The sequence below is a fragment of the Rhizobium sp. SG570 genome, assembly GCF_012275345.1.
Lineage (GTDB): Bacteria > Pseudomonadota > Alphaproteobacteria > Rhizobiales > Rhizobiaceae > Rhizobium > Rhizobium lusitanum.
On the sequence record NZ_JAAZQI010000009.1, the window covers coordinates 132994 to 144584 of the forward strand.

The 11591-nt window shown below is 62.2% G+C and carries 11 protein-coding genes; 7 read left to right on the top strand and 4 right to left on the bottom strand.

Translation table 11 applies throughout. The features are described 5' to 3' along the window. Positions 1 to 69: 69 nt before the first annotated feature. Together FHT28_RS19150 and FHT28_RS19155 are read left to right on the top strand one after the other, a co-directional pair. Positions 70 to 399, top strand: coding sequence for an NIPSNAP family protein (locus FHT28_RS19150; RefSeq protein ID WP_037193482.1), 330 nt, complete (start codon positions 70 to 72; stop codon positions 397 to 399). Beyond that, positions 396 to 761: an antibiotic biosynthesis monooxygenase gene (locus FHT28_RS19155; RefSeq protein WP_037193485.1), complete on the top strand. Its 366-nt coding sequence runs from the start codon at positions 396 to 398 to the stop codon at positions 759 to 761. Before FHT28_RS19150 ends, FHT28_RS19155 begins: the two co-directional genes overlap by 4 nt. A gap of 18 nt (positions 762 to 779) precedes the next feature. Here the strand turns inward: FHT28_RS19155 and FHT28_RS19160 are convergent, their stop codons facing one another. Beyond that, entirely contained in the window at positions 780 to 1604 is an 825-nt protein-coding gene (locus FHT28_RS19160) for a helix-turn-helix transcriptional regulator (protein WP_047560605.1), read from the bottom strand. Between the two features lie 98 nt (positions 1605 to 1702). Here FHT28_RS19160 and FHT28_RS19165 point away from each other — a divergent pair, with 98 nt between their 5' ends. Further along, entirely contained in the window at positions 1703 to 2602 is a 900-nt protein-coding gene (locus tag FHT28_RS19165; protein WP_168597053.1) for an SDR family oxidoreductase, read from the top strand. A 349-nt stretch (positions 2603 to 2951) separates the two neighbouring features. After that, entirely contained in the window at positions 2952 to 4082 is a 1131-nt protein-coding gene (locus FHT28_RS19170) for a site-specific DNA-methyltransferase (RefSeq protein WP_037193489.1), read from the top strand. A gap of 188 nt (positions 4083 to 4270) precedes the next feature. Here the strand turns inward: FHT28_RS19170 and FHT28_RS19175 are convergent, their stop codons facing one another. From FHT28_RS19175 to mutY, 3 genes are read right to left on the bottom strand one after another with little or no spacing between them, the layout of a single operon-like run. After that, positions 4271 to 4636, bottom strand: a complete 366-nt coding sequence (locus FHT28_RS19175) for a nuclear transport factor 2 family protein (protein WP_047560602.1) — start codon at positions 4634 to 4636, stop codon at positions 4271 to 4273. A gap of 4 nt (positions 4637 to 4640) precedes the next feature. Continuing rightward, complete coding sequence (locus FHT28_RS19180) at positions 4641 to 5255, bottom strand: HAD family phosphatase (protein WP_168597054.1); 615 nt, start codon at positions 5253 to 5255, stop codon at positions 4641 to 4643. 17 nt (positions 5256 to 5272) lie between these two features. Beyond that, entirely contained in the window at positions 5273 to 6361 is a 1089-nt protein-coding gene (mutY, locus tag FHT28_RS19185) for an A/G-specific adenine glycosylase (RefSeq protein WP_168597055.1), read from the bottom strand. A 98-nt stretch (positions 6362 to 6459) separates the two neighbouring features. Here mutY and FHT28_RS19190 point away from each other — a divergent pair, with 98 nt between their 5' ends. The 3 genes from FHT28_RS19190 to FHT28_RS19200 all read left to right on the top strand — a co-directional run bounded on the left by FHT28_RS19190 (position 6460) and on the right by FHT28_RS19200 (position 11500). Beyond that, a complete protein-coding gene (locus tag FHT28_RS19190; protein WP_047560593.1) occupies positions 6460 to 6954 on the top strand; it encodes a DUF721 domain-containing protein in 495 nt (164 codons plus the stop codon). 169 nt (positions 6955 to 7123) lie between these two features. Further along, positions 7124 to 7852, top strand: coding sequence for a DsbA family protein (locus FHT28_RS19195; protein ID WP_037193498.1), 729 nt, complete (start codon positions 7124 to 7126; stop codon positions 7850 to 7852). A 186-nt stretch (positions 7853 to 8038) separates the two neighbouring features. Continuing rightward, a complete protein-coding gene (locus FHT28_RS19200) occupies positions 8039 to 11500 on the top strand; it encodes a chromosome segregation SMC family protein (RefSeq protein ID WP_113119256.1) in 3462 nt (1153 codons plus the stop codon). The last annotated feature ends 91 nt before the right edge of the window (positions 11501 to 11591 follow it).

Genomic DNA, 11591 nt, shown 5'->3' on the forward strand with positions numbered 1-11591 from the left:
TTCGATCGTAGCCGAAGCATCTCCGTTCTTCAATGTGCGAAAACATCCGTATCAGCAAAGGAGAAAGCCATGATCACCTGTTTCATCCGCTATCAGATCGACCCCTTCAAGCAGGAGGCCTTCGCCGAATATGGCAAGGCCTGGGGCCAGATCATCCCGCGCAATGGCGCCGATCTTATCGGCTATTTCGCCCCGCACGAGGGCTCATTGACGACAGCCTACGGCGTCTACAATATCGAGAGCCTGGCCGCCTACGAGGCTTATCGCAAAAGCCTGGCCGCCGATCCGCAGGCCCAGGCGAATCACGATTTCTCCCGCCGCGAGCGTTTCATCTTGCAGGAGGATCGTATTTTCCTGAAAAATATATCCCTGCCGCATACGCCGAGGATATCGCCATGATCGCAGTCATTTTCGAAGTCGTTCCCCATCCCGATGAGCGTCAGCACTATCTCGACATAGCCGGAAAGCTGCGCGCCGAACTCGAAACGATCGAAGGTTTCATCTCCATCGAGCGCTTCGAGAGTCTCAGCCAGAGCGGCAAGATCCTGTCGCTTTCCTTCTGGCGCGACGAGGCGGCGGTCAAGGAGTGGCGCAACCGCGAAGCCCATCGCGCGGCGCAGAAGGCCGGTCGAGGAACTGTTTTTGCGGACTACCGTCTGCGTATCGCCCATGTCGTCCGCGACTACGGCATGAACGAGCGGGACGAGGCGCCGGCTGATAGCCGGGAAATTCATGATTCAGCCGAGAGAGCCGGGGCCTGATAGTCGGCCTCGGCAAAGTCAAAGCTGCTGCATGACAAGTGAGCGGATACGGTCGGCAACCGATCTGTCGGCCGGGGTATAGATGACCAAACCGAGATCGGGTCGGCCGTCGACGGCAAAGGCGGAATATTCCAGCTCGATAGGGCCAAGTTTGGGATGGCGCAGGTGCTTTAATCCTTCCCCCTGGACGTGAACGTTATTCTCAAGCCACAACGCTTCGAATTCCGAACTGACTTTGCAGAGTTCATCGACAAGCTCGCTGACTTCCGACACCGCACCGGCGCGGGCCGCATCGGCCCGAAAGGCTCCCACCACAAAACGGGCCAGGTTCTCCCAGTCATGCTGTGAAGCGCGAATGGCGGGATTGCCGAATAGCAGGCGCAGAATATTGCGTTGCTCGACGGGAAGTGCGCCATAGTCGGTCAGGACCACGGCTGCGGCGCGGTTCCACGCGACGACATCCCAGGTGGCGGTCTTGATCAAGGCGGGACTTGCGTCGAGCGAGTCCAGCAGGCGTTGCAGCCGAGGAGTGACGCCTTCGGTGGTCCTGTAACGAACCTCGGGTGGCCGCCCGAGCCCCAACATGAAAAGATGTTCGCGCTCCGGTTCGGTCAGCATCAGCCCGGTGGCGATCCGGTTCAATACGTCCGAGGAGGGAGAGCCGCCGCGACCCTGCTCCAACCATGTGTACCAGGTGGGGCTTATGTTGGCGCGTTGGGCTACCTCTTCCCTGCGCAGTCCGGGGGTGCGTCGGCGCCCCGAAAAGCCGAAAGTCGCCGGATCAAGCCGGTTGCGGCGATCCTTCAAGAAGGCTCCCAATGAGTTGCCGGTATTGATCGGCATGATGATCCTGTTAGCAATTATAATATGATGAGGTCACTACTTTAACAGAATAAAGGATGGTCGGATAGTGCGTGCTCGACCAACAAGGAGACGTCATCGTGCGTATCTTTCTTACGGGTGCGACCGGCTTTATCGGTTCAGCCCTTGTTCCGGAACTTATAAACGCTGGCCATCAGGTGATCGGCATGACCCGGTCGGACGCCGGAGCGCAATCGCTGGCGGCTGCAGGCGCCGAAGTGCACAGGGGAACTCTTGAGGATCCGGAGAGCTTGCGCAGCGGCGCGGCGAAGGCGGACGGCGTGATCCACACAGCCTTCGACCACGATTTCTCAAGGTTCGTGGAAAATTGCGAAAAGGATCGACACGCCATCCGGGCGCTCGGCGCCGCACTTGCCGGCTCGGATCGGCCGCTGGTCATAACCTCCGGCACCGGCATGGGAAATCATGAGCCCGGCCAGCCCGGGACCGAAGATGTCTTCAACACCAGCCATCCCAATCCACGTATCGCTTCCGAACTGACGGGCGCTGAGCTGTTGAATGCGGGAGTGAACGTATCGGTGGTCCGATTGCCGCAGGTTCATGATACGCGCAGGCAGGGCCTCATCACGCCGTTCATCGCCATCGCTCGCGAAAAGGGCGTCGCAGCCTATATCGGCGAAGGACGCAATCGCTGGCCTGCTGCGCACCTGCTCGATGTGGCGCGTCTCTACAGGCTCGCGCTGGAAAAGCGGGAACCGGGAGCACGTTACAATGCGGTTGACGAAGAGGGGGTTGAAGCCCGCGAAATCGCGGAGGCCATTGGCCGCGGCTTGAATGTGCCGGCCGTGTCCATTTCGCGCGAGGAGGCAGCGGATTATTTTGGATGGATGTCGGCGTTTGCCGGCATGGATTTCCCCGCTTCCAGTGCTCAGACCCAGGCACGGCTCGGATGGCATCCGACCGGTCCGTCGCTGATCGCCGATCTCGACGCAATGCAATACGGTGAAGTGGCTCGCTGAAGCATTGACGCTAGGTGTATGAAGGCAGGGCCGCGGATTTCCGCGTCTCTGTCGGCTGCATGTTATTGTTTTTACGCAACTCCAGGGCCAGTTCGTCAAAAGCGAACGGCACGGGCTCAGCTTCGATCGAAGTCGACGGAGCTGCCAAAATTGTCCAACAGATTGATCTTTGGCTGCGACTGCCAGGGACCGTCCCGATGGTCATCTGTGCCATTGGCGTTGTCGGCGCCATTTAACCCGTCCCACCGGAATTTCGAGAAAATGCTCTCCGCTTCAGCCTTTGGTAACCAAGTTAGGTAACCATAACACCCAGTTAAGAGCATCGAGTAAGTGTAACAGAGAGTATCACATGGCGTCAGTTTTCCCGCTTGCCGACCTCAGGACCTCAGCAGTTCCGGGGTCCTGGATCGACACGATCATCAAGGGCGATTGCGTAGCGGCTCTTGAAGCACTACCCAATCATTCCGTCGACGTCATTTTTGCCGACCCGCCCTATAATCTCCAGCTGGGCGGCACGCTGCATCGTCCCGACCAATCGCTTGTCGACGCAGTCGATGACGAATGGGACCAGTTTGCCTCCTTCGAAGCCTATGATGCCTTCACCCGCGCCTGGCTGCTTGCCTGCCGCCGCGTGCTGAAGCCGGCAGGCACGATCTGGGTCATCGGCTCCTATCACAACATCTTCCGTGTCGGCGCGACGATGCAGGACCTGAATTTCTGGATCCTCAACGACATCGTCTGGCGCAAGACCAATCCGATGCCGAATTTCAAGGGCCGCCGTTTCCAGAACGCGCATGAGACCATGATCTGGGCGAGCCCGAACGCCAAGGCCAAGGGCTATACCTTCAACTACGACGCCATGAAGGCCGCCAACGACGACGTGCAGATGCGCTCGGACTGGCTGTTCCCGATCTGCAGCGGCAACGAGCGGCTGAAGGGCGAAGACGGCAAGAAGGCGCATCCGACACAGAAGCCGGAAGCGCTGCTCGCCCGCGTCATCATGGCTTCCTCCAAGCCCGGCGACATCATTCTCGATCCCTTCTTCGGCTCGGGCACGACCGGCGCCGTCGCCAAGCGCCTCGGGCGCCACTTCGTCGGCATCGAGCGCGAGCAGGATTATATCGACGCTGCCAGTGCTCGCATCGCCGCCGTCGAGCCGCTCGGCAAGGCGGAACTGACCGTCATGACCGGCAAGAAGGCCGAAGTTCGCGTCGCCTTCAATGTGCTCATCGAGAGCGGCCTTATCAAGCCCGGTCAGGTGCTGACGGATGCGAAGCGTCGCTATAGCGCCATCGTGCGCGCCGACGGCACGGTTGCTTCCGGCGGTGAGGCCGGTTCCATTCATCGCCTTGGCGCGAAGGTCCAGGGCCTTGATGCATGCAACGGATGGATGTTCTGGCATGTCGACGACGGGCGGTCCCTGCGCCCGATCGACGAGCTCCGGGCCATCATCCGCAGCGATATGGCAAAGGTGGAGTAGCCTCAGTCGCAAGCGCGGGCAGGTCCGGTTGTAAACCGCCCCACGGTTTCCGGGACGTCGCCTGAGGCCGGATCCGAATACCGCCTTCTTCCGTCATGTACCTCCAGTTAGGGAAGAAGGCGAAACGCCCAGGGCCTTACCGCACGATACGTCCGGTAAGGCCCTGGGCGTCTCTTTAGCTTCCGGTCTCAGAAGTCCTGATAGTCCGTGACGTCGACGCGCACGACGCGACCGTCTTCGTCGAAGGTGATCGTTTCCTCGCCCTCGCGGATCAGCGGCTTGCCTGTCTTGCTGTTGGTGGCGCGAACGGACCAGACAGCGCGGCCCGAAAGCGGCGTCAGCGTTTCCACCAGCGAATTGGACGCCGTCTGGTCGGGATAGGTATCGAAATAACCACGGAAGGCCTCCATGATTTCGGCGCGGCCGGAGAGGCTGCCGACACCGTTGGAGACATAGGTGGCATTGTCAGCGAAGAAATTCTCGATCGCCTCGTAGTCAAGACGATTGATGGCGTCGTGGAACAGGTCGATGCGTTCTGCGGGATCGAAGATCATCGGTTCAAACCTTTATGCCATGGGCGGCGAGATCGCTGCGCAGCTTCTCGGCGCCGGTGAAATGGACCGCGTGCCAGCCGGCAGCCTTGGCGCCTTCGACATTGGCGAGCGAATCGTCGATGAAAATCGTTGACGCGGGGTCGAGGCCGAAGCTCCTGGCATGCGCATCGTAGATTGCGACATCCGGTTTGATCAGCCCGATATCGCCGGAGACCGTGACGCCGCGCGGTTTGTTGAGGAACGGAAAGCGCACCTGCGCCTCGCGAAACGTGTCGGAGGCGAAGTTGGTCAGCATGGTGACATCACGTCCCTCAGCGATCAATCCTTCAAAGATCGCGACGCTGTCGTCATAGGCGTGGGGCACCATTTCGTTCCAGTGCTTGCGGAATGCGCGGATCTGTTCCGCCCGCTCCGGATGTTCGGCGATCAACAGCTCTTCCGCTTCTTCCCACGTACGGCCGCGATCCTGCTCGATGTTCCATTCATGGGTGCAGACGTTCGTCAGGAACCATTCGCGCTCGGCATCGTCCGGGATGACGCGGCTGTAGGGAAGGGTGGGGTCGTAATGAAGAAGAACCTTGCCGATATCGAAAACGATATGCCGTATTTCCGTGGTCATGAATGAGTTCCTGATGTTTAGGCACTGGCTTTAATGAATGCGCGAGGAATAGCCTGGGTGATCGCTTTTTTCATGACGGTTGGTAAGGCCTGCGCTTCAAGATTTGTAACCGGTTCCCACCATCCGTCATTGCGGTTGCTGCCCGATGCCACCTGAGCGCGATAGATCGACAGCCGCAGTTCGAAATGGGTGAAGACGTGCGTCACGGTCCCCGCTGCCTGCCAATCGGCCGGGAAGGGGGCGGCGTCCGTGCCGGTCTCGCCATCGATCCGTGCCGTCCAGCCGGTGGTCGGAACCTCGGTCATGCCGCCGAGCAGCCCGCTGGCGATGCGCCGGCGCAGATAGATTTCGCCCTCGCCATTGACCGCCACGAAGGCTGCTCCCTGCCGCACGGGCTTATCTTTCTTTGCCGCCTTCACTGGAAAATGCTCAGGATCATGCAACGCCAGCGCCACGCATGCATTGTTGAAAGGACACAGCGAACAGACCGGTCGTTTCGGCGTGCAGATCGTAGCACCCAGATCCATCATCGCCTGCGCGAAATCGCCGGGGCGGTCGGCAGGCGTTAGCAATGCCACTTTCTGCTTCATTAGGGGCTTGCCTGCAGGCAACGGCGTCGAGATAGCATAGAGCCTGGAAATGACGCGCTCGACGTTGCCGTCCATGACGGCCGCCTGGCGGTTGAAGGCAATGGCCGCGACGGCCGCCGCCGTATAGTCGCCGATCCCCGGCAGGGCCCGCAGACCGTCCTCGGTATCGGGGAAGTGCCCGCCATGGTCCGCCGCCACGGCTTCAGCGCATTTCTTCAGGTTTCGGGCACGCGCGTAATAGCCAAGGCCGGCCCAGGCGGCCATCACATCGTCGGTGGGAGCCGCAGCCAGATCGCCGACTGTCGGCCAGCGCTCGAGGAACTTGGCGAAATAGGCTTTGACCGCAGGCACCGTGGTCTGCTGCAGCATCACCTCCGACAACCAGATATGATAGGGGTCTGGCTTGACGCCGCGCGCGGCCATCGGCGGCGAGACGCGCCAGGGCAGGTCTCGATGATGGCGGTCGTACCAGGCAAGCAGGGATGCGGCCGAAGGGGATTGCGAAGTCTTGGTCATGATTTGCCGCGTCGAGGGGAAGTGCTCTATACTTGGCTAAGCTGCGTCGGGCGATCAAGGTCCAGAACGTACAAAGCGTGTGCCGGAACCTGATTGAGATGAGTTATCCCCGAAAAGGCGAGAAGCAGATTTCCGAGCTGACCAACGGCATCGTCGATCCCGTGCTGGCGAAGCGCGCCGGGATCAATACGGCGCTGCTCGGTTCCTGGGATGAAATCGCCGGCGAGGATTTCGCGGAATGCACGCGGCCGGAAAAGATCGCCTGGGCAAGGCATGGAGGTTCGGGCGATGACGGCCGCTACCAGCCCGGCGTACTCACCATCGCCTGCGAAGGCGCCCGCGCGCTTTTTCTCACTCATGCGCAGGGCGAGCTCATCCAGCGCATCAACGGTTTCTTCGGCTTCCACGCCATCAGCCAGATCCGCATCGTGCAAAAGCCGGTCTCGACCGCGTCGAAGCGCTCCCGCACGCCGCCGCCGCTGAAGGGCGAGGCTGCTCGCAAGCTCGAAGGCATGATGGATGGCATCGAGGACGAGAAGTTGCGGGCGGCTATTCAGAGGTTGGGCACCGCGATGGTCTGGAAGCGGCGGTAACAGACCGGGCGAACCGCATATTTCCTGAATTGTGGAAGAAATTTAAGTTGTTTGTCTTTGCCAGGTCACAATTCTTTGAAGAAAGTTGCCCAACCGTGCCTTGTTAGCGGCAACCAGCCGTTATATCGCATGAAACATTCGAAGACCTCTTTTAACGACGGGTGACTCTATGCCGATGTCCGACATGTTCTTGACCAAACGCCACCTACTGGGCGGTTCTGCCGTTGCAGCGCTTTCCGTGGCGTTCTCGGCCTTTGCCGACACGGCATCCGCCGCAAATGCCTCGACGGCCGCGGGCGGACAGGAGACGACCAGCTCCGGCGACGACGCGGTTCCCCCGGCGGATGGCGATGTCAACATGAGCGAAGTGCTGAAGCCCGGCGCGCTGCCGGAAATCGCACTCGGCAAGGAAGATGCTCCGGTCAAGATCGTCGAATATATGTCGCTGACCTGCCCGCACTGCGCGCATTTCGCCGTCACGACCTTTGACGCGATCAAGCAGAAGTATATCGACACCGGCAAGGTTCGCTTCATCATCCGCGAATTCCCGTTCGATCCGCGCGCCGCCGCAGCCTTCATGCTGGCCCGCTGCGCCCCGCAGGAACAGTACATGCCGATGGTCGAAATGCTGTTCAAGCAGCAGATCGCCTGGGCGTCTCCGGATGTCGATGGCCGCTCCGCACTGCTGCAAATGTCGAAACTCGCCGGTTTTACTGAGGATAGCTTTACGAAGTGCTTGACGAACCAGAAGCTTCTGGATGATGTCAATTCAGTAAGGGAACGCGCGGCCAAGGACTTCGGCGTCAATGCGACACCGACCTTCCTGATCAATGGCAAGCGCTACGCAGGGGACATGTCTGTTGGTGCCATGTCGAAGCTCATCGACGGCCTTCTCTGATCCGCGCCTTTTTGATGCACAGGCGGGCGGCCGAGGCCGCACGCCTGCTTTCTATTATCTCCCCCTCGAGCGGGGAGGTCGCGCGGAACGCGTCGGTGGGGGTGATTTCCTGGGTGAACGCAGGATCGCCCCACCTCGAACCTTCGATCCGACCCACCCCCTCAAGGGGAGGGTGGAGATCAGCCTATGAAATTCAACAGGCTTAGACTGGTCGGTTTCAAATCCTTCGTAGAGCCGGGGGAATTCGTCATCGAGCGCGGCTTGACTGGCGTCGTCGGGCCGAACGGCTGCGGCAAGTCCAATCTGGTCGAAGCGCTGCGCTGGGTGATGGGCGAGAATTCCTACAAGAACATGCGCGCGTCCGGCATGGATGACGTCATCTTCTCCGGATCCGGCAACCGCCCGGCGCGCAACACCGCCGAAGTCGGCCTTTATCTCGACAATAGCGACCGCACGGCGCCGGCCGCCTTCAATGATAGCGACGAGATCCAGGTGACGCGCCGCATCGAGCGCGAGCAGGGCTCGGTCTACCGCATCAACGGCAAGGAGGCCCGCGCCAAGGATGTGCAGCTTCTCTTCGCTGACGCCTCGACCGGGGCGCGTTCGCCATCCATGGTCGGGCAGGGGCGCATCGGCGAGCTGATCCAGGCCAAGCCCCAGGCACGGCGGCAGCTGTTGGAAGAGGCCGCTGGCATTTCCGGCCTGCATTCGCGCCGTCATGAGGCCGAGCTGCGCTTGCGTGCGGCCGAGGGCAATCTCGAGCGCCTGGACGATGTGACCTCGCAGCTCGAAAGCCAGATTGAGAGCCTGAAGCGTCAGGCGCGTCAGGCCAGCCGCTTCAAGATGCTATCAGCCGATATCCGCGCCCGCGAAGCCATGCTGCTGCATATCCGCTGGGTGCAGGCGAAGGAGGCCGAAGCCGAGTCCGACAGTGCCCTCAATCAAGCGACGGTGTTGGTTGCCGAAAAGGCACAGATCCAGATGGAGGCGGCGAAGGCCCAGGGCATCGCCAGCTTCAAGCTACCCGAACTGCGCGAAGACGAGGCAAAGGCCGCCGCTGCGCTGCAACGGCTGCAATTCGCCCGCAACCAGCTGGAAGAGGATGCTAATCGCATCCTGCGTCGCCGCGACGAGCTGACCCGCCGGCTGGCGCAACTGGCCGAGGATATCAGCCGCGAGGAGCGCCTTGTCGCCGACAACGCCACGATCCTTGCCAGGCTGGACGCGGAAGAAGCCGATCTTGCCGAGACCCTTGCCGATTCCGGCCGTCTTGCAGAGGAGACACGCGAGGCGTTCGAGGAGGCTGCCGCAAAGCTCGCCGATAGCGAACGGATCTTCGCCGCGCTGACGGCCGAGCGTGCCGAGGCCGCAGCCGCCCGCAACCAGCTTGAACGCGCCATCCGTGATCTAGCCGACCGCAAGATGCGGCTCGAACGCCAGGCCGACGAGGCGAACCGCGAGCTTGCCGCCATCGACGAGAAGATGGCCGATCTGCCCGACCCCGACGAAAAACGCAGCATGGTCGAGGCGGCCGAAGACGTCGTCGCGGAAGCGGAAGCGGCAATCCAACTCGTGGAAACGGCTCTTTCCAAAGCGCGCGAAACCGAAGCCCTGTCGCGTGGACCGGTCGAGCAGGCGCGGGCGGCGCTGAACGCGCTTGAAACGGAAGCGCGCACCATTTCCAAGATGCTGGCGGCGGGCGACACGTCCGGCGCCTTTTCGCCGGTTGCGGAGGATCTGCGCGTCGATCGCGGCTTCGAGATTGCGCTCGGGGCGGCGCTCGGTGATGATTTGGAATCGCCTCTTGATCCCCAGGCGCCGATTTATTGGTCCGACAACGGCAGCGGCGCGACCGATCCGGCCCTGCCTGACGGAGCCGTGCCGTTGATTTCACATGTCGGTGCGCCGGCAGCATTGACGCGGAGCCTGCGTCAGATCGGCATCGTCGCGGCGGGCGACGCTGAGCGGCTGATGCCGGCGTTGAAGCCAGGGCAGCGGCTGGTCACCAAGGATGGGGCGGTGTTCCGCTGGGATGGCCATGTGACCGGAGCCGATGCGCCGAGTGCCGCGGCCCTGCGGCTGGCGCAGAAGAACCGCCTTTCCGAACTGGAAGCCGAGGCCGAGCTTGCACGCGACGTGCTGATCGAGGCTGAAGAGCATCTGTCGGCCGCCGCGGAGGCGATCCGGGCGGAAGAGGGGCGTCTGGGCACCGCCCGCGACGCCAGCCGGCTTGCCGCCCGTCATCTCGCTGAAGCCCGTGAAGCCTTGGCTGCGGCCGAGCGCGCGTCCGGCGATCTCATCCGCCGCCGGGATGTGATCGTCGAGGCGGTCAGCCGGCTGCGGGAGCAGCTCGAAGACGTGGCGATGCAGGACGAAAATGCCCGCATCGAGCTGGAAGATGCGCCCGATCTCGCAGCCATCGATCTGAAGTTGAATGCCCAGCAGGCTGAAGTCGCGACCGATCGCGGCATCTTGGCCGAGGCCCGCGCCCGCCATGAGGGCCTGAACCGGGAAAACGAGGCGCGGCAACGGCGCATCCTGGCGATCCAGCAGGAGCGGGATACCTGGCGCCAGCGCGCCGCCAGCGCCGAGGAGCATATCCAGACGCTGCGCGACCGCGAAGAGGAAGCGCGTGACGAGGCCGCCGAGCTCGATCTCGCGCCGGATGAATTCGATGACAAGCGCCGCGCGCTGATGAACGAATTGCAGAAGGCCGAGGAGGCGCGCCGCGTGGCCGCCGACCGCCTGGCCGAAGCGGAGACCGTTCAGCGCGAGGCCGATCGGCACGCGGCTACAGCACTGTCCGAACTGGCGGAAAGCCGCGAAAAGCGCGGCCGTGTCGAGGAGCGGCTGGCGTCCGCCCGCGAGCGCCGGCAGGAGAGCGAGCTGCGCATTCGCCAGGCCCTGAACGTCGAGCCGCATGAAGCGCTCCGGCTCACCGGCCTGTCGGCGATGCAGAGCACGCCGGATTTGCGCGAAGTCGAGCGCGAGCTGGAACGGCTGAAGATCGAGCGTGAGCGCCTGGGCGCCGTCAACCTGCGCGCCGAGGAGGAGAGCCGGGAACTGAGCGAGCGGCTGCAGGCGCTGATCAAGGAGCGCGACGACGTCATCGACGCCATCAGGAAGCTGCGCGGAGCGATCCAGAGCCTCAACCGCGAGGGCCGCGAGCGTCTGATCGTCGCCTTCGACGTCGTCAACGCGCAGTTTCAGCGGCTGTTCACGCATCTCTTCGGCGGCGGCACGGCCGAGCTTCAGCTCATCGAATCCGACGATCCGCTGGAAGCGGGCCTGGAAATTCTCGCCCGCCCGCCGGGCAAGAAGCCGCAGACCATGACGCTGCTGTCCGGCGGCGAGCAGGCGTTGACGGCCATGGCGCTGATTTTCGCCGTGTTCCTCACCAATCCCGCGCCGATCTGCGTGTTGGACGAAGTGGATGCGCCGCTCGACGACCACAATGTCGAGCGCTACTGCAATCTGATGGACGAGATGGCCGCATCGACCGAGACGCGTTTCGTGGTGATCACCCACAATCCCATCACCATGGCCCGCATGGATCGCCTCTTTGGCGTGACCATGGCCGAGCAGGGCGTGTCACAGCTCGTCTCCGTCGACCTGCAGACCGCCGAGCGGCTGCGCGAAATCGCCTGAGCGCCTTTCCACGGGCAAGAAAACTGGTCTGATATCGACAAGAAATTGCGGTGTCGGCTGCCGTGCAGCCGTAAAGCGTGATAGCTTTGTT

What these genes read in the sequence shown, in the direction of transcription:
- FHT28_RS19150 (WP_037193482.1), top strand. Translation starts at nt 70, where the DNA reads ATGATCACCTGTTTCATCCGCTATCAGATCGACCCCTTCAAGCAGGAG.
- FHT28_RS19155 (WP_037193485.1), top strand. Translation starts at nt 396, where the DNA reads ATGATCGCAGTCATTTTCGAAGTCGTTCCCCATCCCGATGAGCGTCAG.
- FHT28_RS19160 (WP_047560605.1), bottom strand. Translation starts at nt 1,604, where the DNA reads ATGCCGATCAATACCGGCAACTCATTGGGAGCCTTCTTGAAGGATCGC.
- FHT28_RS19170 (WP_037193489.1), top strand. Translation starts at nt 2,952, where the DNA reads ATGGCGTCAGTTTTCCCGCTTGCCGACCTCAGGACCTCAGCAGTTCCG.
- FHT28_RS19175 (WP_047560602.1), bottom strand. Translation starts at nt 4,636, where the DNA reads ATGATCTTCGATCCCGCAGAACGCATCGACCTGTTCCACGACGCCATC.
- FHT28_RS19180 (WP_168597054.1), bottom strand. Translation starts at nt 5,255, where the DNA reads ATGACCACGGAAATACGGCATATCGTTTTCGATATCGGCAAGGTTCTT.
- mutY (WP_168597055.1), bottom strand. Translation starts at nt 6,361, where the DNA reads ATGACCAAGACTTCGCAATCCCCTTCGGCCGCATCCCTGCTTGCCTGG.
- FHT28_RS19190 (WP_047560593.1), top strand. Translation starts at nt 6,460, where the DNA reads ATGAGTTATCCCCGAAAAGGCGAGAAGCAGATTTCCGAGCTGACCAAC.
- FHT28_RS19195 (WP_037193498.1), top strand. Translation starts at nt 7,124, where the DNA reads ATGCCGATGTCCGACATGTTCTTGACCAAACGCCACCTACTGGGCGGT.
- FHT28_RS19200 (WP_113119256.1), top strand. Translation starts at nt 8,039, where the DNA reads ATGAAATTCAACAGGCTTAGACTGGTCGGTTTCAAATCCTTCGTAGAG.